Source organism: Desulfosporosinus fructosivorans (assembly GCF_004766045.1).
Classification (GTDB): domain Bacteria; phylum Bacillota; class Desulfitobacteriia; order Desulfitobacteriales; family Desulfitobacteriaceae; genus Desulfosporosinus; species Desulfosporosinus fructosivorans.
In genome coordinates this window covers 12,909-33,140 of sequence record NZ_SPQQ01000023.1, presented here as the reverse complement: position 1 = coordinate 33,140, position 20,232 = coordinate 12,909, and the positions used below count along the sequence as shown (strand labels likewise).

Genomic DNA, 20,232 nt, shown 5'->3' with positions numbered 1-20,232 from the left:
AAACTACGATGCGTTAAACCTCTAAGATTATACCCAGGACAAACATATTTTAACTCCTTCAGGGAGATCTGTTGTATAAGCGTCTACTCCGATGATATTACAAGCGCTAGGACTGACACATTTCCCCCCTAAAATAACCTTTACGTTATCCCTCATCCCGACTTGCCTTAATAGCTCAATCGTTGCGTTAATGCTCTCTAAAGCTATAGTCAACACTCCACTAATCGCCACGATATCCGGCTTCACAGCCAAAATTGCTCGACAAAAGTCTTCAGGTGAAACGTCAACCCCTAAATCCACGACGTTAAATCCTGCCGATTTGAGCATACTGCCAAAAATATTTTTGCCGATGTCATGTAAATCACCAGCTGCTGTTCCAATAATAACAGTGCCAATTTTTTCACTAGGCACAGAAAAACCAGATTTCATTTCATCAAGTTCTAAAATATCCTTAAAGATAACACCTGCCATAATTAAATCTGCGATAAAGTACTCACCCTGCTCGTATAGAATCCCTACCTTGTCCATTCCCAATGATACTTGTTCCTGTATATATAAAGGCCCAAATCCGGCCTGAAGTCTGTCTATGACTACTTCCTTCACCGTTTTTTCATCTAGCTCTTCTACGGCATGAACCAGTATCTCATCCAACTTACTCGCCTCCTAAGATTATTATTAATTTTCTAGAAGCACAGTAATTGCTTATCATTACTTGTAATAATAAGTTCAATAGAATAATACTAACGCTCTTCCTACTTCTTGTCAATTTGAAATAGCTCTCCCTCAATGACAAGTAGAGATAAGTGAAATATGACAAGCTTAATTGTATCAGAAAATAGCATTAATTCCATCTTGACAAATCATAAAAGTCAGAATAATATAATTACATAACTTGTAATAACAAGTTATCATAAGATATTACAGGTGGCTTAGTAATTGAAATTGGAGGTGATTTTTCACTTTAAAGGCACAATTACGATGAGCACATATAGGTAAGAGTTAAGGAAATTAGGACAAATGCATCGTGCCGCAATTTGAGAAAGAGGGGAAATTTTATGTTAGATTTAAAAAAAATAACCCAAGCTTTGGGAGACCTGGACGAAAAAAACCTGCTCGATATGCTTAATGAGTTTATAGCTTCAGGACCAACAGTAGAGGAGGCACGAGAAGTAGTTGCTGCTTGTCAGGAAGGGATGACACTGGTAGGGGATTTATACGAGAAAGGCATATATTTTGTTGGAGATTTAATTTTTTCCGGAGAAATATTAACAGCTGCCTTAGCTTTAATAAAACCTGTCATTGGTGCAGTGAACGGGCCTAAAGTAGGTACTATGGTCATTGGAACAGTTCATGGAGATCTGCATGATATGGGCAAACAAATATTTAAGAATATGGCGGAAGCAGCGGGATTTGAGGTGTTCGATTTAGGGATTGATCAACCTGTAAGTGCTTTTATAGAAAAAGTAAAAGAAGTAAACCCTGATGTTGTGGGCATGAGCGGCGTACTTACCTTGTCCTTGGATTCCATGAAAGATACAGTAGAAGGCCTAAAAGAAGCTGGGCTAAGAGATGATATCAAAATTATTATTGGTGGCAGTCCGGTAACAGAAGCTGCCTGTAAGCGAATAGGCGCTGATGCCTGGACAATCAATGCCGCGGAAGGTGTAAGAATGATTCAAGGGTGGGTGAGCTAAATGAGTGACCAAAGGCAAACGAAATTATTCAAAGAAAAACAAGAAAGAGTTGCCAAAACTATTCGTAGAGAAGAAGTAGATAAACCGCCTTTTATGTTAAGTGCAGATGATTATTATCCATACTATGCCGGAGTCGAAAAATCCGCAGTCACTTCATATGACATGGCTGCAGACATTATTGCAAAAGTAGCCGACGATTTGCAATTTGATACGTCACTTTTTCCATGGTTGCCCGCAAACCTTTTTTATGGACCGAAGATCAGAATCCTTGGTGGGGGAACTTATACTGTCAGAAATTTTGAGAAAATGCAGGATCCGGAGAAAGTCCGTATTATGGGACCTGAAGAATATCCCGAACTAATAAAAGACCCGAATACTTATCTTTTAGAAACAGTCCTGCCTAGAAGATTTGAGGTACTACAAGATATAAAACCTGAAGAAAAATATAATAGAATGGTGGAAGCGGTCCTTGGTGAGGGACAAAAATTTTCGAATTATATGCAAGCGTGTGAGGAGAAGGGTTGTCACCTTACGCTGACAGGAATTATGGTTAACCCGGTTGATTTCTTATTTGACTTTTTTAGGGAATTTACAGGTATTGTCAGTGATATAAAGCGATGTCCAGAACTAGTTCGGGATGCAGGATTGGCTATATTAGAAGCATATAAGCCAATAATTCGTTCGATGTCGCCTGCGAGTGATAAGGCGATTTTTATCCCAATGCATATACCTGCTTTCTTAAGTCCAAGAGATTTTGAAAAAACTTATTGGCCTTCCTTTAAAGGATTTGCTGAATATATGGTAGAACAAGGCCACAATGTTGTTTATTATTTTGAGAAGAAGTATGGACATTTATTTGATTACTTGCAAGAGTTGCCTAAAAAAGGAATTATAGGTGTATTCCAAGAGGATGATATGAGACTTGTAAAGAAAAAGCTGGGCAGTTCAATGGCGGTGGCAGGAGGATTATCAACAACTTTAATGCAACATGGAACTAAAGAAGAATGCATCGATCATGTAAAGGGCTTAATTCAGGATTTATGCCCTGGTGGCGGATATTTTATCACACCTGATACTCCAATGATGTATCCTGTAGATGGACGTCCTGAAAATTTAAAAGCAGTTGCAGATTATATCAGAGACTGTAGATTGTAATTAATTGGTAAGGGGTGGGAAAAATGAACGAGAAAATCACTAACGTACAGGTAATTGAAAAGATTGCTAAGGAAATACTGCAAGCTAAAAGTCAAGAAGAAATTGATGGTTTTGTAAGTATGGTTATTTATGTAGGATTGTTTATTTAAAAATACAAATTGTGTGTGTACACGTTAAAGAGAAATTTACCTACCGCATTATTGATTTACTGCAAAAAGTTGATTGACTTTTGCAGAAAGTGGCGCTTGTATTCTTTAGAAGCAAGCGCCACCTGCACTAACAAGATTAAATAAGGAGGTAAAAGTAATTTGATTATCATTGGAGAGAAAATCAATGGTACGATACCTAGTGTAAAAAGAGCTATTCAAGAAAGAGATGAACAATTTATTCGCGACTTGGCTGTAAGGCAAACTGAAGCCGGAGCCGATTATTTAGATGTGTGTGCTAGTACCGCGCCGGAGGTTGAGGGCGAAACTTTAGTATGGCTTATGAATATAGTGCAGGATGCGGTGGACACACCGTTGTGTATCGATAGTCCAAATCCAAGGGTGATAGAACAAGTATTTAATCAAGCAAAACGATCCGGCCTGATCAATTCTGTCTCTGCCGAAGGGGATAAGTGTGAGGTGATTTTCCCACTAATTAAAGGAACGGATTGGGGAGTAATTGCCTTAACTTGTGACAACCATGGAATTCCATCGGATATTCAGACTAGGGTAGATATAACTAAACTACTGGTGGAAAAGGCACAAAAATATGATATTACGCCCGATCGACTCCATATTGATCCATTGGTGCTTGCCTTATCTACAGATTCCCAATCGTTATTAACTTTTCTCGAAACGATGAAAACAGTCAAGAACCTGTATCCATCGATCAAGGTAACCTCAGGGTTGAGTAATATTTCCTTTGGGATGCCCCTAAGAAAAATTGTAAACCAGCATTTTCTGACCATTGCGCTGTTCAATGGCATGGATTCGGCAATTATAGATCCGTGCAGCAGAGATATGTATACAACCCTTCTTACAACGGAAGCACTAATGGGACGGGACAGGCTGTGCAGACAATTTTCCAATGCTTACCGGAAAAATAAAATTGGACCGATTAGGACTGAAAACTAAATGGACGAGAAAGGTTTTATTGTACTTTAACTCACTTGTATTATCCGACAAACTGGGTATGGGTCAAGTGATAGTTCTTAGAACAATGAGAATTAAGGTAGTAGCGCTCGTTTGTGGGGTACTACTATCTTTGATTTTTGACATCTGTAAAAAATCTGGGGGTGGAATCGTTGAAGCTTCATAAAATAGTGTTTCTGCCTGCAGAGAGACAAGTGGAAGTTGAAGAAGGCAGCTCTTTAATGCGGATTATGAACGAATTAGGGAAGCGGCCGAAAAAGCCGATATCAATAGAAACCACATTTACTCAGTTTCAATTGCTGCCAATACTAGCATGCACCATTTGTTCCTGGGTATAAATCCGCAGAGTATTGCGGTAGCTCCCTATGTTTCCTGCACAAGTGAACCATTCGCTGCAAACAATTTCCTAAAAAATACTATAAACTACGACGGCCGTACAGCGTTCATGCGGGCAACTGCAGCGGAGACCATTCACGGTCGGCCGATCCTTATTACTCAGGATGATATCAGGCAACTTCAGTTGGCCAAAGGAGCGATGGCAGCTGGTGTACGAGTTCTGATGGAAACATTCGGAGTTGACTCAGATGATATAAAAGGAGTTCTTTTGGCAGGTGCGTTTGGCAATTACCTTACTCCGCATAGTGCATGTGTAATCGGTCTTATTCCCCCGGAACTGGAAGACAAAATTAAAATGATTGGCAATGCAGCGGGGACAGGCTCAAAATTGGCGCTCCTATCTACGAGTGAGTTCCGTAGGGTGGTGGTTATCGCCCGAGCGGTTGAATTTGTCGAATTGGGTAGTTACCCAAAATTCAATAGAATCTTTGCAGAATGCACTTATTTTAACATCAAATAAACGCTAGTTACTGTGGGATCTGAAGTTTTACTAATAATGTTTTGTGTATTTTATATTTCCACAAATGAGCTGGGGGGTTAAAAAGCTTAGTTTAGATAATACGTGAGGTAGCTTTCTCGTTAACTTTAAACAGGGACTTTTGCCAGCCGGTCCATCCAATGGTAAGTTCTCTTGACTGGAAAGGCACTGCAACAGATAATAAAAAGTGTTCCATAATGGTTAAAAATTGAGATTGGTCCTTTATGCTAGTGGCTGCTCAGGCCGCTATAAGCAACAAGGGGCAAAATTTAAATGAAAAATAGTATAGAAATAGCTTTCGAATCCTTATATACCTAGGCTTTAAGGGCTTAGATACAGAAATAAAATCAGGAGGCTGTATCAAAACTCAGCCCAAAAAGTCGCCAAAACCATTGGTTTTAGGCGACTTTTTTATGCAAAGAAGCGAGCGGAAATGGTATAATTAAGGGAAATCTATCACTATACTACATGTTATGGAGGGCTTGCCAGTGTCAAAGAAAGGGCAAAAAGTTCATGATAAAAAAGTATTTATTCCCTATATGCAAAACCAATTAACCCTTCCGATAAGTATTGAGAGCCTAATATCAAAAGATCACGTCGTTCGTGTTGTCAATAAGGCTATTGATCAAATGGACCTAGAGCCAATCCTAGCGAAGTATCCTGGAGGAGGCCGCTCAAGTTATCATCCGATCATGATGATTAAGCTTCTAGTCTATGCGTATACCGATAAGATCTATTCGTGCCGAAGAATTGCTAAAGCAGCTCGTGAAAATATTATGTACATGTGGCTTTGTGGTGGTAATACGCCGGATTTTCTGGCCGTTAATCGTTTCCGCAGTGAGCGTATGAAAGATATAATCTGTGAAGTCTTTGCTGAAGTTGTAGCTCTGTTGGTACGAGAGAATTACATAAAATTAGAGAACTACTTTTTGGATGGCACAAAGATTGAGGCTAATGCCAATAAATATAGCTGGGTCTGGGGTAAAGCAACCAAGCGATATAAAGAAGGCCTCATGGAAAAGTGCCAGGAGTTGTTTAACGAAATTGACAAGATCAACGAGAAAGAAAATAACGAATACGGAGAAACTGATCTAGAAGAACTCGGCAACGGAAAACCCATTGATTCAGGGGCCATTGAGGAAACCGTCCGAAAGATTGACGAAAGGCTTGCTCAAAAGTCCCAAGATCAGAAACCCGATGATGAAACAAAAAAACTAAAGAAGGCCAGAAAAACTCTGACTAAGGATTATCTGCCGAGAATGCAGAAATATGAAAGTCAACAAACAATCTTAGAGGAAAGAAACAGCTATTCCAAAACGGACCATGATGCCACCTTCATGCGGATGAAAGAAGATCATATGAAAAACGGTCAATTAAAACCGGGTTACAATGTTCAAATCGGGACAGAGGATCAATTCATCGTTGGATTTAGCATTCATCAGAAGCCTGGTGATACCACGTGCATGAAAGAGCATCTAGAGACCCTCAAGAGCTTATTGGATGGCAATCTCCCCAAGAATATTATTGCCGATGCCGGTTATGGAAGCGAAGAAAATTATGAGTATTTGAACGAAAGTCAGCTAAATCATTACGTTAAATATAACACGTTTCATAAAGAAGCTAGTTCAAAGTGGAAGGCAGATATCTCAAAAGTACAGAATTTCAGTTACATCGAAGATAAGGACGAATATGTTTGTGGCTACGGCAGACCTCTTGTTTTCCTGTACGAGCACAAACGCAAGAGCGACAATGGGTATGAGAGTGTCCTAAGAGTCTATGAATGTTTAAATTGTTCTGGATGCCCCCACAGAGATAAGTGTGTAAAGTCTGAAAAGCCCTTTGCTAATAGGAGAATTAACATAAATAGGAAATTAAACGCATTTAAGAAACAGGCACGACAGAATTTGTGTTCTGAAGAAGGCCTGAAAATGCGTAGTTTACGTCCTGTCGAGGTAGAAAGTGTCTTTGGTGATATCAAAGGCAACTTTGGCATACGCCGATTTCTCTTGAAAGGGTTAGAAAAGGTTAAGATTGAATGGGGTCTCCACTGTATTGCTCATAACATGAGAAAGATGGCCGTGATGATGGGATAAAAAGTGGTGTCTATATTTATTACAACCTAATAAATAACATAGACACAAAAAGGGGACGTGCCGAAACTAAGTTGAACTTAGTTTCGATATATTGCTTCAAGGTTGTTTTGACTCTGTATTAATTTGTAGTAATGGAGGAAGACAATAGATTTTATTGGTAATATTATATGTAACATATGGGATATTGTAGTTGCATGAAATTTCAAATATACTGTTGCTATGAGTTAATATTATTCTAGAGCCTGAGTCTATTGGTTGCAGGAAGGAGAGCCCGTATGGATCTGCTCAAAATACCAGGTGTTGTTTACTGTGAATTTAAAAATAATGGATATATTATCCGGCAAGGGGAAAAAGTGGATTCCATATATTATTTAGTCAGTGGTACTTGCTATCGGACAAGCATCACAGAAAAAGGCGACGAGATCATTTATGGTGTTAAAGAATCAAATAAAAGCCTAGTTCACTCTTTGTTGGGTGTCTTAGTTTTATATTGCGACGGGATTAGCTCGAATCATTTCATTGCCAGGAGTAAGTGCTGTTGCTATAAGATCCCAAAAGAGATATTTCTCCAGTATGTGCAGGATAAACCAGATCTTTTGACTGAATTGCTATATCTGGCAATGTGGGAACTACGAGAGTTGGCGGGATCGTTTCAAGCTAGGCAAGAAGGCAAGGTCGCCAATCGACTATGTAAGCTTTTGTTAATAAAGGCTCAAACCATACAGGGAAAAAGATTGATAAATAAAGGGTACAGTAATTCGGAAATCAGCCGATTCCTAGGTATTCATAAGGTTACGGTCGCTAGAATATTAAGAGTCCTAAAAGATGAGGGCATCATCGATAAACAAAAAGAAGGTATTATCATACTGGATGAAGATCGATTGGACAACTATGCACAGGCTGAGAAAATGATGGATTACTAGATAGAGTAGGAAGATCGTTAGACGAAAGAGGCTGTAGATTTTATGAAATCTACAGCCTCTTTCATTGTGAAACATCTACATTATGAAATCCATTACTAAGGGCATATTTAAGGATTAAGTTGAAAGGTTAACATATGTTATCCTTTTTCCAGAAGCAAAGCTGCTAAGATAGGCTTAACTAATCGATGAGATTAGGAAAATTAATAGTTGAAGAGGAGGGCTGCTTTTAGGCTGAAAAAAGGATATAAGGAAAACTTAAGAAGGATTTCCACTGTATCAGTAGGCATTGCATATTCGAATAAAAGGATGTGATTAAAATTACTAGCACAAATGTAAAGCCAAAAGAGAAAAGCAATATATTATATTATGTCCACTGTGCTATCGGGATTATGATAATGTTCGGTTTTGGGATGTTAGAGCCCTTTGCTCCGGTGACCGCAATAGGTATGCAAGTTTTAGGAATTTTTATTGGTGTAATTTACTTGTGGTCGTTTGTCGGTATCTTATGGCCCAGCTTATTAGGACTGATTGCATTAGGCATATCTGATTATGCAACTATGCCAGAAGTTCTACTTAAATCCTTTGGTGATACGGTCACTATTTTAGTGTTTTTCGCTATGATCCTATTTGGAGCTATTCAGCACCATGGCATCACAAATTATATTAGCAGATGGTTTTTAACCAGAAAAATTATTAATGGAAGGCCTGTCGTCTTTAGCTTTATCTTTATATATGCTACTTATGTTTTGGCAGCACTTTCAGCAAATATTTTACCAGCCTTGCTTTTGATGTGGGCGATTCTTTATGGCGTTTTGGAGAACGTTGGTTATAAGAAGGGTGACGCATACGCTTCAATTATGGTTATTGGTACAATGTTTGGCGCTATTTCGGGTCAAGCTGCGAAACCATTTACTGGGTCAGCCCTTATGGTTGTAGCCTCTTTCGAAAAAGTATCTAAAATGAAGCTCGATTATTTACCTTATATGCTATTTGGCCTGGTTATGTCCACGTTGGCCATTATAGCATTCAGCTTATTAATTAAGTTTGTTTTCAAACCGGATATGAGCAGAATTGCTAATATTAATACAGAGCAATTTGAGAAAGAAAAGCTACCAGCAATGGATTTACGACAAAAAATATTATTTGCATGTTTGTTTGGATACTTAGGATTAATTCTCTTGCCAAGTATTTTACCCAAGACCATTGGCTTTGTTGCTTTAATCAATAAGATAGGTCCTTGGGGTGTGGTCATTGCGTTTATAGTAGGGTTAAGTCTGTTTAAAATAAATAATAAACCAATTATCGATTTTAAAGAGATCACTGGGCGTTATGTTACTTGGGATGTCTATTTCCTGGTAGCAATGGCTATGGTTATCTCTGGTGCCTTAACTCAAGATGCAACTGGTATTAAACCATTTTTGACCGAAGTGTTAAATCCCTTACTGGGAAATCGGTCACCAATCGTTTTTACTACAATTCTCATCATCTTTTCAATGATAATTACTAATGTTGCCAACAATGGTGTAATGGGTGTCTTATTAATGCCGATTGTATACTCTTTTTCCTTACAAAATGGCACCAATCCGATGGCGATTGCAACTGCAATTACCTTTGCCTTGCATGTGGCAATTTTGACGCCAGCAGCTTCCCCATATGCAGCTATTTTATATGGCAACAAAGATTGGGTGGAAGCGAAGGATATTGGTAAATATGGGGCGATCATTGTTGTCACTATGCTCGTGTTATATGTTATTGTAGGATTTCCGCTGTCAAATTTAATTTTTTAAGATAATTCGTAATAAAATTCAAGGAGCGATTAAACATGACGGTAAAATTTAAAGAATTTGAACATATTATTAGTGAACAGTTTCACTCGGAGGAAGCCTTCTTAGCAGAATATCAAAAAGGAAACTATTCTTTTAGTAAGCCTTACGTAAAGTTAAATCCTTATCTCGTTGCACCATTGACAGCTCTTATTATGTTCAAAACAGCAGAGCCTACAGCCGTAGGCATCTCGGTTAAAGGAAAAGAAACCGCTGGAGATATCAACTTCCAAATCCCCGCAGCCACAGACCATATGATTCCTGTTTATGGTCTTTATGCCGGTTATGTCAATCAAGTGGAGTTAGTTTTGAATAATGGGAAGAAAACCACAGTAACAATACAAACCGAAGTGGCGCCCGATTCCGTCAAACTACCAAGCAAAATAGAGACCACGCCAGAATACTTCGGGGACAATATGATGTTTGTCAGCCCCACCTCTCCTGCAAGTACTGCTGCCTATGACTATAAAGGGGATGCCCGCTGGTACGGTACACTAAATACTGCTTTCGACATTAAGAGGGTAAAAAACGGTCGTTTATTGCTTGGGACGCACCGATTGGTTACCCCTCCCTACCATGTTACAGGTCTCTATGAAATGGGGATGATCGGTAAAATCTATAAAGAATATCGACTCCCAAGTGGTTATCATCATGACCAATTTGAAATGGAGGATGGCAATTTACTCATCTTAAGTCAGTACTTACCGAGGGGTACGGTGGAGGATATGTGTGTCCTAGTTGATCGCAAAACTGGCGAAATCCTAAAAAGCTGGGATTACCAAAAAGTATTGCCGCAAGATGTTGCAGGATCGGGTAGTCATTCCAGCCATGATTGGTTCCACAATAATGCGGTCTGGTATGATAAAAAGACAAACTCCTTAACGTTATCCGGCCGCCATCAAGATGCCATTATCAATTTAGATTATGAGAGTGGTACTTTGAACTGGGTTATCGGTGACCCCCAAGGCTGGCCTCAAGAACTCGTTGATAAATACTTCTTTACCCCAGTAGGGGACGGTGAATTTGACTGGCAATATGAACAGCACGCTTGTGTGGTGTTGCCCGATGGAGATATTTTTGTCTTCGACAATGGACATTGGAGATCCAAGGTTAAAGAAAATTATGTAGCGGCCAAAGACAACTTCTCCCGTGGTGTAAGATATCGAATCGATACCGACAAAATGGAAATTGAGCAAGTTTGGCAGTATGGTAAGGAGAGAGGCGCTGAATTCTTCTCTACGTACATTTGTAACGTGGAGTACTATACTGAAGGTCACTATCTTGTACACTCTGGGGGTATCGGCTACTTCGATGGTGAGCCAAGCAATAGACCTCCCGTACAATATGCAGGCATAGATAAAGAAAAGACGGTATTTAACTCCATTACTGTCGAGCTAAAAGACGATGTGGTAATGTACGAGATGCAAATACCAGCAAACTATTATCGTGCTGAAAAGTTAAAGCTATACACCACAGAGGATATTTTGACTCTAGGCAAAGGAGAATTACTGGGGTCTCTAGGTGTAACCGAAGAGTTCTTAACGATTCCACCCGCTGAGGAAGCAGGCATGGTTCCCCAACAATACAATGTCAAAATCGGTCTAGAAGAAGATCGATTGATATTTAAAGCAACCTTTGAGAAAGGTCAAATGGTTTTGCTTCAGTTCGAAGGAGATACAACTCATAGTTACTTTGTCCCCACAACTAAACGACCATTCTTGGCAATGTGTGTAGGTACGTTCCTCGAAAGCGACGATCGGGCCGTCGAATTCCCAGTCAGTAGAGAAGGGTTAGTTGGGCAATTTAGGGTGTCTTTAATTGTTGATGAGAATAAATACGAAACTGGGGTATCTGTTAAGCTCTAAAAGGAACACGAATATAATTATGAAGTGCCTCTTTCCTTCGTTAATAACCGTAAGGGTTTGAGGCACTTCGAGGGTCCCGAATCTAAGTGCCAGCAGTCTGATGATACCATTCTTGCTGCGCAGAACTTGGCAACCTCTGAGAGACTATTATTTCATTTTTACAAACAGGGATATTCATTTTGGAGGGGAACACATGACACAATATGATGTAGCGATTATTGGTGCGGGTCCGGCTGGGATGACGGCGGCTATTTATGCAGCCAGAGCAAATCTAAAGGTAGTGCTTCTAGATAAATTGGCTCCTGGAGGGCAAATTGTCAATACCTTTGAAATCCAAAACTATACTGGGATGGGAACTATTAATGGCGCGGAATTAGCCATTAAAATGTTTGAACATACTCAGGAGTTGGAGGTTACCTTTGATTATGGCACAGTAATGGAAATCCAATCAGAAGGCAACGTAAATAAAATCCTTTGCGAAGAAGGCCACTCCTATGAAGCAAAAGCCGTCATTATCGCTACCGGCACCAAGCCAAGAACTCTCGGAGTACCTGGCGAAGAAAAGTTTACAGGAACGAGTATTAGCTGGTGCGCTATCTGTGATGGAGCCCAGTATCGAGACAAAAAGGTGATTGTTACCGGTGGTGGTAACTGTGCCGTTGAAGAAGCTATCTATTTAGCAGGTTTGGCGGAGGAAGTGACCATTGTAACGCTCTTCAATTTAACGGCAGACCCATCGGCTTGCTCTAAATTAAGAGCTATGTCCAATGTTAGAATTTATGAATTCTATGATATCTTAGAATTCTTAGGTGGAGACAAATTTGAAGGTTTAAGAGCCATATCGACGATGACCGGAGAAGAGGTCACGGTACAAGCAGACGGCGCCTTTGAATATATCGGGTTAGAACCGAAAGCGGGGGCTTTTGTGGGTTTAGGAATAGTCAATGAGCAGGGGTATATTGAGACGGATGCCTATATGGCGACGAAAGTACCAGGGATCTATAGTGCTGGTGATATAACCAGCAAGCACTTGAGACAAGTTATTACAGCCTGTAGTGATGGAGCGATAGCGGCGCAAGCAGTGGCTAAATATATCGAAGACTTACAATAAAACCAAAGGAGAGAGTAGGAAAATGGCAGTTATAATCAGAGAAATTAATGGAGAAGAATTAGACCAATTAATTAGTAAAGGTAAGGTTTTGGTTGATTTTTATTCAAAGGTTTGTGGACCATGCAAAATGTTAAGCTTTGTATTAAAAGATGTTGCCAAGAATGTAGACGATATAGAAATAGTAACATTAGATTTCGATCAAAATAAAGAAGCGGTAAACAAGTACGGTGTAGTGGGCTATCCTACATTGATTCTTTTTAACGATGGTAAAGAAGTAGACCGGTTAAAAGGATTGCAACAAAAACCAATTATTCAGCGAATGATCGAAGGATAGATGAGTGGGCCACAAATACAGTTGACCGTAAGAGTGACCAGTGTTCTACCCGGATATCACTGAAGTTAGGAACCAAATTAACATTGAAGTTCGAGAGGAAAGCCAGTTGCCTACTGCCACCAGTTCTAATTAGGAAAATCCAAATCAAGCGGTTCAAATTAAAATGCGAGTGCAAATTCGAATAGTAGAATTGCACTCGTATTTTAATTTGAACGGATCATTTCCGCCTTCTGAAGTAACTCCGACCTTGTCACACTTGGCTTGGTCCCCAGTATTAAATAGTACAAGAATAAAGGAGGAAGGCAGATGAATAAATTCCTGAGCAAATAGTGTTATCGAACACCTTTTATCCTTTGCTAATGTTGTGGGTATCGGATATGGCTTCAAAGAGATCAATGGACAATCGACGAATTCAGAGGCCATTATGGTGAAAATAGGTGATCCAATCCTTTAATAGCATTAAATGCTTTTAATAACTCTGCATGGGTTACCTACAGCGATTACATGGTCGGGTATATCCTTAGTCACGACACTTCCTGCACCTATAGTTACGTTATCTCCAATTTTTACTCCTGGGCATATTATTGTTCCACCACCAACCCAAACATTATTTCCTATCACAATTGGTTTAGCGTATTCTTTGCCAGTAAGTCTTTCTGTAGGGTCAATAGGATGTGCAGCTGTATATATTTGAACATTTGGTGCTAAAAGTACATTATCTCCGATTTTAACCTTATTAACATCGAGTATAATACATCCATAGTTGGCATAAAAATTTTCGCCAATTTCTATATTATAACCATAGTCACAATTAAATGGTGCTTCGATATGAAACGAACCTTTAGAATTAAACAGTTGCTTTAGAATTTGCTGTCTTTTTTCTTTTTCATTTGGTCTCGTGTGGTTAAATTCGAAAGTCAGATTCCTTGCATAATTTCTTTCTCTAACTAAGTCTTCATCACCAGCATTATAGTGATCGCCTGATAACATTTTCTCTTTTTCGCTTTTTATCATATGCTTCTCCTCCATTGTTAAGTATTAATGTTATTTTTGCTTAAATATGAAACTTTAAACGAACATGGTCTTGTGTTCATCAATATATATGAATCGGCTTGCGATATTATGGCAACACACCAAATATATCGGTAAATCCAATACTGGAAATAGGTGGCCTATGCCCAGATTCCAAAAACGTTTGACAAATAGGTTTTACAATTGTAAAATAATAATGAATTCGACAATTGTAAAATGAGGAGCACTGGAAATGGCAGGTATACAAAAAATCCCCGACAGTGAGCTGGAAATCATGATGACTATTTGGGATGCGGATGAAAAAGTAACATCCGATTATATCATGGATCACCTGGATAAGGCTTGGCAGAAAACAACTGTGCTTAATTTCTTAAGTCGGCTTTGTGACCGCGGCTTTTTATCGTGCCACAAGGAAGGCCGGTTTAATATTTATGAGGTCTTGGTAAAAAAAGACGATTATTTGCAAAAGGAAAGCAAGACATTTTTGCGGAAAATGCACCACAACTCCCTGACCAGTTTAGTTGCGGCCCTTTACGACGGAGAAAGCGTTTCCAAGGAAGATTTGAAGGAGCTGAAAAAGTATATAGAGGAGGCGGAATAAATGCTGAATAATATTTTTCTGATTTCCCTCACCATGTCGGCAGTCATTGTCTTACTGCTCATAATTTCGCCATTTTTACTTAAAAGGTACAGTGCCAAATGGTGTTATTTTGTGTGGCTGTTATTAGCGCTCCGCCTAATAATACCTTGGAGGCTTGAATTGCCTCAGGCGCCTGTCCATCTACCCGCGCCGTCCAACCAAACCATTATTCTTAATCAAGATGGAATGCCCGGTCTGATTATGGGCGACAGTTACCTGGAAAAAGGCAATAACCCTTCTGCTCCTGTTTCTGCATCTACATCTGCATCTGCATTCGTTTCTGAATCAGCTTCTGCCGATTATACCTCTGTCATCACCCTGCAGGAATTATTGCTTGTCATTTGGGCCTTAGGCGCCATGTCCTTCTTCCTGTTCCATATGATCAGTTATGTAATATTCCAGAGAAAAATCAAGCCGTATTGCAGCGAGACTGATCGTACGGTGCTGGACAGTGTTTTAAATTCTATGAAAATAAAAGGGAGGCCACAGCTTTTTAGATGTTCTAAAATAGCAAGCCCCATGCTGACAGGCTTTTTTCAGGCGGCGATTTTATTGCCTGACTTGGATTATACCCGGGAGGAATTGTCTGTCGTCTTACAGCATGAGCTTATCCACTACAAAAGGGGCGATATTTGGTATAAACTGTTTTTGCTTACAGCCAATTCCGTACACTGGTTTAATCCCTTCGTCTATTTCATGATCAAGGCGGCCAACCGGGATTTGGAGTATTCCTGTGATGACATCGTAGTCAGAAACAGCGATCTGAATTTTAGGAAAGAATATTCGTTGACCATCCTGAAATCGATGCAAAACAGCCGGACAACACACTCCATGGCGCTTTCAACGGGCTTTTCAGAGAGCGGCAAGAGTGCCAAGAAAAGATTTGCCAATATTTTTGACAGGAACAACAAAAAAAGAGGCATTTGGGCGCTGGTGTTTGTCCTGGCCCTGGCAGGTGTTACCGGCACAATGGTTGCTTGCAGCAGTGGACAGGTAAGCGTCGATACGCAAGAAAGTAGCGACAATCAAAAGAAAGGAACCCTTGGCCAGCCGGACGGCTATGCCGAAAAATTATATCAATATCAAGGAACTTATACCGGTGATAACTCAACGGTAGCCGCAATTATCCACGCACTTAGCTTTACGGATTTGCCTCTAAAATCCATCGAGCTACAAACGGATAGCGAGCCTTATGGAATTACGGTCAATTATCAGGTTGACAGCCGGGCCAATTATCGTTCTCTCGGAGATATTGAGACCAGTTGGAACAAAAACGCGGCCGTGATGTTCAGCTTGATTCCTAATGCCGGCGAGACTTCGTTCAGACTTTATGATCAATACGGCGATTTTGCTGGGTCTTATTATAACCGGGAAAACTTAAGCGAACGTTACGGAATGGAATATTTTACGGACGATACGGTGAAAGAGGCCGCGGGCAGCCTGGATTCCTTCACCAATTACCTGAACAACGTTTCCACTATAAAAAATGCGGAGGATTTTTACAGCGAAGGACAAAAGCAAAGTATAGAGAGAGAGAAGCAGATCTATTCCGTGATCGGGGATGACCGTCAAATTACTGTAAACAGCGGTACGGGATTTCCGGTTACGGTAACAGATGCTTTTGCCGCCGATCCTCCCATCAAAGAACTAGCAGCTCAAAAAGAAATTTTGGCACAATATACAGGCAAAAAGATCAAGTTTTTAACCTATCAGATCAACAATTTTAAAACAAACGACGTGACATTTTACCTGTTTGCTTTTGACGGGGAGAAAATGATTGCTTATGCCGATTTAAAAACAGCCGCCTCCGAGCAGAATGTCATCAGGATATTAAACGCTTTACAGTAGAGAGACGATGAAGAATCATTATGTAAATTATGTCTAGCAATTTATTCGAAGTGTATCGACGGATTCGAAATCCTCCTTCATACACTGGTGGGCGGCTAATAGCAGTTTGGATTGGGATTGGCAAAAGCAAAGCGTTTTGAACCAGGACAATTATGTAGAACAAATGGCGTGCCGGTGGCACGCCATTTGTTCTACTAGTCAGAAAGTATAACCTTCAGTTGGATACTTTCTGGAAGCATAAGTGCAACTAAGGCGGCCGGCTTCGCTGAGGCTTGGCGCCAGCCAAGTTTTCTTTATTCCATTACAGATTTATGCAATTTTCAAGCAAACAGTGAAAGTTGTTCCATATCCTATTTTGCTGTCTACAGTTATCCCGCCGCCGATAATTTCAATGACTTTCTTAACAAGGGCAAGCCCCAACCCGTTTCCTTCCTGTGAATGTGAGGTGTCTCCCTGATAGAACTTATCAAAAACATGTTTTCTTACGGCTTCATCCATACCGCAGCCACTGTCCTTCACCGAAACCACAGCTAAGCCATTTTCGATTTTCAGTGTCAATGCGATGGAACCGCCCGGATTGGTAAATTTGATGGCGTTGGAAAGCAGATTGTTCCACACAAGCTCCAGCATACTTTCGTCATAGCTTACGATTGTCTCATCTAAATCGGCTGTAAATGTGATGCCTTTACTTTCCCATAAATCCTCAAAAGCAAGGGCACAGCAACGCAGCTGCTCACTTAGGTCATAGGGTGCAGATCCCGGCATGATCGCCTGATTTTCCAGCTTGTTCAGCTTCAGGATATTGGTGACCAGCGCAGACAGCTTCTGCGCTGCAGTCACGACGGTTTTGGCATATTCCCTGCGCTCCTCCGGTGATAGAGTTTCGTGCTGCAGCGCCATAGCGTAGCTCTGGATGACAGAAAGGGGCGTCTTGATCTCATGAGAGACATTGGCAATGTAATCACTTTTCAAGGTTTCGATGCTGGCAAGCTCCTCTGCCATTTTATTAAAGTCATTGAACATCACTTCAATGTAGTCTTTTTTTCCGTCCTTACGCAATGGGGCAACACGAACCGAAAAATCACCTTCTGCGATCTTCCTTGCAGCTTCACTGAGCCGCCGCATGGGGCGGCTGAAAGAGTAGTGGCGCATGATGCCAGTGATCACAGTTAAAATCAGGGCCATCAAAATTAAATAGCCAAATATGGAGTAGGTAGTCCAGAAATCTTCTTTTACAGTGGCAAGGTAAATCAAGAGACCGCCTACGATGAAGATGATGAGCACCAGGAGTATGCCTGCGAAGTCTTTAAAGGATATAAAACTCGTATCGATTCGTTTATCTTCTTTTTTTCGCCTCATTTCAGCACTGCCTTATACCCAAGTCCATGAACAGTAACTATTTCAAAGTCCTTGCAACATGAAAATTTATCCCGCAGCTTGGTGATATAAACGTCCACCGTGCGGGGATTGCTTTCGCTGTCCATTACCCAGAACTCATCCATCAGCTGATTACGAGTAAATGTCCGTTTGGGATAAGACAAAAGTTTGAAAAGGATATTGAATTCCTTAACAGTAAGCCGAATCTCTTCCTCATCTATATATGTCGTCATTTCATCTGCATTCATCAGTAGACTGCCAATAATCAGCTTCTTTTCATTGGCAATGTTGGCTCTGCGTAGCAAAGCACCTACCCGTAGTACCAGTTCATCCATATCAATTGGCTTAACCATATAATCGTCAATGCCAATCCGGAACCCCTTTTGCTTGGCAGATATATCATCACGGGCAGTAATGAACAAAATCGGTATGGTTTTATCCTGATCTCTTACCAAAGATGCAAATTCAAATCCGTCCATCTGAGGCATCATAATATCCGAAGTGATAAGATCTATCATATTGTTCATCATTTTGTCAAATGCCTCCATAGCAGTTTTACACCCGATTGCATGATAGCCATTATCGTTCAGATAGGCACATATGATGTGATTCAATTTTAAGTCATCTTCGACAACGAGAATATTAATCATAACTTTGCTCCTTTAATTAGTTTATCACTTTGAAAAACTCTATTGATTTTAGAAATCTTATTCTATTATAGATCTGAGTTGTTAAAATAATGTTAACAATCCTATCAGATTAGAATTAGCAAGATTCAACATATCCAAATAATCGCATTCATCATCCACAATTAAAATTTTATGATTCATATTCCTGCATCTCATCTCATTCTTAATACACGATAGCAGCCAATTCTAACATAAATCTAACAGATTCTATTTTCTTCATATTAATATTTCTTTAACAATAGTTTACATTTCACAAACATCTATTTTATATCGTAATGTCAATTACACAAAAGTAATTTAGCCAAAAAAAGATATAAGGAAGGTTTATAATGAAAGCAGCTATTTATAAAGGCATTAAAAACGTAACTATTAATGAACTTGCAAAAATGGAAAATATACGTTAAGGTCAGGCATTTTTATATAGAGAAGAAGGAATACGGAGTACGGTGATTGATATACGTATGAAAGATAATATGCAATCAGGCAAATAAATGCTTTTTCAAAAAGTCTGCCATTCGATTACATGCTTTATCAATTTTTTTGGAACGGTAGAAATGGAACCCGTGCCGTTCATTGTCATAATCATGCAATTCTACAGAGACACCAGCTTGCTCCAACAAATGAGCATACCGCACACCCTCATCGTGAAGAGAATCACGCCCTGCCAGAATCATAAGCGCATCAGGCATGCCAGCCAGCTCTTCATTAGATGCATATATGGGGGAAACCAATGGATTTTTCGCATCCTTCTGTTCTATATAACAAGCGTCATATATGCTGGCCTGTTTTGGCTTGATTGCACCATTTGGACATGGCTTGTCATAAGGACTTGTAGATAAATCTAGTGGCGGATAATTCAACGCCTGACATACAAAAGAGAATTCCTTTTTACGTGTAGCCTGCAGGCAGGTAACTGTTGACAGATTACCGCCAGCACTGTAGCCGCCAATTGCCATGTGGTCGGGGTCTATACCATATTTTTCGGCATTCTGGTGTACGTGTTTGACCACAGCATAAGTCTGGTTCACTGCTATGGGGAACGGATTTTCCGGTGCTTTGCCATAATCTATAGAAATTATTTTGCATCCAACCTTCTTCAGATAAATCAAGTTCATAGGCTCATCACTGTCTGCATCCATCAAAATAAAACCGCCACCATGCAAATCGAAAAAGATTGGTTTTACTGTTTTGTCCTCGAATCCGTACCACAAAGTACGCACCGGGCCCACTTCGGTCTCAAGAATAACTTCTTTTCCTGCGTGGGTGGATTTGGGGCCAAATATTTTCATCAGGAAATTGGTGAAATCCCGGGACTTTTTCACTTTATTAATTATTTTTTCTCTTGAACTTTCTTTACGCATGATTGTATATCCTTCCTTTTTCACAGGATAAATTCCGATTTATCGGGTTGTTAACTAAATAATTTATATGTCACATTATCCTACCAATCCGACATAGCTCTTAGGAATATTATACCTATTTGACAACGAGAATATTAATCATAACTTTGCTTCTTAGTAGTTTATGACTTTAGAAAACTCTATTGATTTTTGGAATTTATTCTATTATAAATCTAAGTTGTCAAAATAATGTTAAACAATCCTATTAGATTAATATTTCTTTAACAATAGTTTA

General features: G+C 39.8%; 17 protein-coding genes and 1 pseudogene. 13 read left to right on the top strand and 5 right to left on the bottom strand.

Features of this window, described 5'->3' with window-relative positions; genetic code table 11:
- Positions 1–27: 27 nt before the first annotated feature.
- Positions 28–651, bottom strand: a complete 624-nt coding sequence (locus tag E4K67_RS27885) for a cobalamin B12-binding domain-containing protein (RefSeq protein ID WP_135552746.1) — start codon at positions 649–651, stop codon at positions 28–30.
- Positions 652–1,055: 404 nt separating this feature from the next.
- Here E4K67_RS27885 and E4K67_RS27880 point away from each other — a divergent pair, with 404 nt between their 5' ends.
- The 11 genes and pseudogenes from E4K67_RS27880 (at position 1,056) to E4K67_RS27835 (ending at position 13,011) form a co-directional block, all read left to right on the top strand.
- Positions 1,056–1,694 (top strand): cobalamin B12-binding domain-containing protein, encoded by a 639-nt coding sequence (locus tag E4K67_RS27880; RefSeq protein WP_135552745.1) that lies wholly within the window; start codon positions 1,056–1,058, stop codon positions 1,692–1,694.
- Entirely contained in the window at positions 1,695–2,849 is a 1,155-nt protein-coding gene (locus E4K67_RS27875) for a uroporphyrinogen decarboxylase family protein (RefSeq protein WP_135552744.1), read from the top strand.
- A 23-nt stretch (positions 2,850–2,872) separates the two neighbouring features.
- Positions 2,873–2,998 (top strand): hypothetical protein, encoded by a 126-nt coding sequence (locus E4K67_RS31235; RefSeq protein ID WP_274594918.1) that lies wholly within the window; start codon positions 2,873–2,875, stop codon positions 2,996–2,998.
- A gap of 159 nt (positions 2,999–3,157) precedes the next feature.
- A complete protein-coding gene (locus E4K67_RS27870; protein WP_135552743.1) occupies positions 3,158–3,970 on the top strand; it encodes a methyltetrahydrofolate cobalamin methyltransferase in 813 nt (270 codons plus the stop codon).
- Between the two features lie 256 nt (positions 3,971–4,226).
- Positions 4,227–4,844 (top strand): annotated as a pseudogene (locus tag E4K67_RS27865) (ASKHA domain-containing protein); the annotation flags it as partial.
- A gap of 506 nt (positions 4,845–5,350) precedes the next feature.
- Positions 5,351–6,955, top strand: coding sequence for an IS1182 family transposase (locus tag E4K67_RS27860; protein ID WP_135552742.1), 1,605 nt, complete (start codon positions 5,351–5,353; stop codon positions 6,953–6,955).
- Positions 6,956–7,230: 275 nt separating this feature from the next.
- Positions 7,231–7,878, top strand: coding sequence for a Crp/Fnr family transcriptional regulator (locus tag E4K67_RS27855; protein WP_135552741.1), 648 nt, complete (start codon positions 7,231–7,233; stop codon positions 7,876–7,878).
- 395 nt (positions 7,879–8,273) lie between these two features.
- Positions 8,274–9,665 carry an SLC13 family permease gene (locus tag E4K67_RS27850; RefSeq protein ID WP_243454669.1) on the top strand — a complete coding sequence of 464 codons (1,392 nt, stop codon included), beginning with the start codon at positions 8,274–8,276 and terminating at the stop codon, positions 9,663–9,665.
- A gap of 35 nt (positions 9,666–9,700) precedes the next feature.
- Positions 9,701–11,566 carry an aryl-sulfate sulfotransferase gene (locus tag E4K67_RS27845; protein ID WP_135552740.1) on the top strand — a complete coding sequence of 622 codons (1,866 nt, stop codon included), beginning with the start codon at positions 9,701–9,703 and terminating at the stop codon, positions 11,564–11,566.
- Positions 11,567–11,759: 193 nt separating this feature from the next.
- The gene (locus E4K67_RS27840) at positions 11,760–12,677 is read left to right on the top strand and encodes an NAD(P)/FAD-dependent oxidoreductase (RefSeq protein WP_135552739.1); all 918 of its coding nucleotides are present in this window, start codon (positions 11,760–11,762) and stop codon (positions 12,675–12,677) included.
- Positions 12,678–12,699: 22 nt separating this feature from the next.
- A complete protein-coding gene (locus tag E4K67_RS27835; RefSeq protein WP_199242673.1) occupies positions 12,700–13,011 on the top strand; it encodes a thioredoxin family protein in 312 nt (103 codons plus the stop codon).
- Positions 13,012–13,470: 459 nt separating this feature from the next.
- On the opposite strand, the gene E4K67_RS27830 is transcribed toward E4K67_RS27835, so the two are convergent.
- Positions 13,471–14,025 (bottom strand): sugar O-acetyltransferase, encoded by a 555-nt coding sequence (locus tag E4K67_RS27830; protein ID WP_135552738.1) that lies wholly within the window; start codon positions 14,023–14,025, stop codon positions 13,471–13,473.
- Between the two features lie 250 nt (positions 14,026–14,275).
- Between E4K67_RS27830 and E4K67_RS27825 the strand changes: the two genes are divergently transcribed.
- Both E4K67_RS27825 and E4K67_RS27820 read left to right on the top strand, forming a co-directional pair.
- Positions 14,276–14,644 carry a BlaI/MecI/CopY family transcriptional regulator gene (locus tag E4K67_RS27825; RefSeq protein WP_135552737.1) on the top strand — a complete coding sequence of 123 codons (369 nt, stop codon included), beginning with the start codon at positions 14,276–14,278 and terminating at the stop codon, positions 14,642–14,644.
- Positions 14,645–16,531 (top strand): M56 family metallopeptidase, encoded by a 1,887-nt coding sequence (locus tag E4K67_RS27820; RefSeq protein WP_135552736.1) that lies wholly within the window; start codon positions 14,645–14,647, stop codon positions 16,529–16,531.
- Positions 16,532–16,840: 309 nt separating this feature from the next.
- On the opposite strand, the gene E4K67_RS27815 is transcribed toward E4K67_RS27820, so the two are convergent.
- From E4K67_RS27815 to E4K67_RS27805, 3 genes are all read right to left on the bottom strand, one after another.
- Positions 16,841–17,890 (bottom strand): sensor histidine kinase, encoded by a 1,050-nt coding sequence (locus tag E4K67_RS27815; protein ID WP_135552735.1) that lies wholly within the window; start codon positions 17,888–17,890, stop codon positions 16,841–16,843.
- Complete coding sequence (locus tag E4K67_RS27810; protein WP_135552734.1) at positions 17,887–18,558, bottom strand: response regulator transcription factor; 672 nt, start codon at positions 18,556–18,558, stop codon at positions 17,887–17,889. The genes E4K67_RS27815 and E4K67_RS27810 overlap by 4 nt, the downstream gene beginning before the upstream one ends.
- Positions 18,559–19,076: 518 nt before the next feature.
- The gene (locus tag E4K67_RS27805; protein ID WP_135552733.1) at positions 19,077–19,958 is read right to left on the bottom strand and encodes an alpha/beta hydrolase; all 882 of its coding nucleotides are present in this window, start codon (positions 19,956–19,958) and stop codon (positions 19,077–19,079) included.
- Positions 19,959–20,232: the final 274 nt, after the last annotated feature.

Coding starts and splice junctions, on each gene's coding strand:
- E4K67_RS27880 (WP_135552745.1), top strand. CDS start 1,056: ATGTTAGATTTAAAAAAAATAACCCAAGCTTTGGGAGACCTGGACGAA.
- E4K67_RS27875 (WP_135552744.1), top strand. CDS start 1,695: ATGAGTGACCAAAGGCAAACGAAATTATTCAAAGAAAAACAAGAAAGA.
- E4K67_RS31235 (WP_274594918.1), top strand. CDS start 2,873: ATGAACGAGAAAATCACTAACGTACAGGTAATTGAAAAGATTGCTAAG.
- E4K67_RS27855 (WP_135552741.1), top strand. CDS start 7,231: ATGGATCTGCTCAAAATACCAGGTGTTGTTTACTGTGAATTTAAAAAT.
- E4K67_RS27850 (WP_243454669.1), top strand. CDS start 8,274: ATGTTCGGTTTTGGGATGTTAGAGCCCTTTGCTCCGGTGACCGCAATA.
- E4K67_RS27845 (WP_135552740.1), top strand. CDS start 9,701: ATGACGGTAAAATTTAAAGAATTTGAACATATTATTAGTGAACAGTTT.
- E4K67_RS27840 (WP_135552739.1), top strand. CDS start 11,760: ATGACACAATATGATGTAGCGATTATTGGTGCGGGTCCGGCTGGGATG.
- E4K67_RS27835 (WP_199242673.1), top strand. CDS start 12,700: ATGGCAGTTATAATCAGAGAAATTAATGGAGAAGAATTAGACCAATTA.
- E4K67_RS27830 (WP_135552738.1), bottom strand. CDS start 14,025: ATGATAAAAAGCGAAAAAGAGAAAATGTTATCAGGCGATCACTATAAT.
- E4K67_RS27825 (WP_135552737.1), top strand. CDS start 14,276: ATGGCAGGTATACAAAAAATCCCCGACAGTGAGCTGGAAATCATGATG.
- E4K67_RS27820 (WP_135552736.1), top strand. CDS start 14,645: ATGCTGAATAATATTTTTCTGATTTCCCTCACCATGTCGGCAGTCATT.
- E4K67_RS27815 (WP_135552735.1), bottom strand. CDS start 17,890: ATGAGGCGAAAAAAAGAAGATAAACGAATCGATACGAGTTTTATATCC.
- E4K67_RS27810 (WP_135552734.1), bottom strand. CDS start 18,558: ATGATTAATATTCTCGTTGTCGAAGATGACTTAAAATTGAATCACATC.
- E4K67_RS27805 (WP_135552733.1), bottom strand. CDS start 19,958: ATGCGTAAAGAAAGTTCAAGAGAAAAAATAATTAATAAAGTGAAAAAG.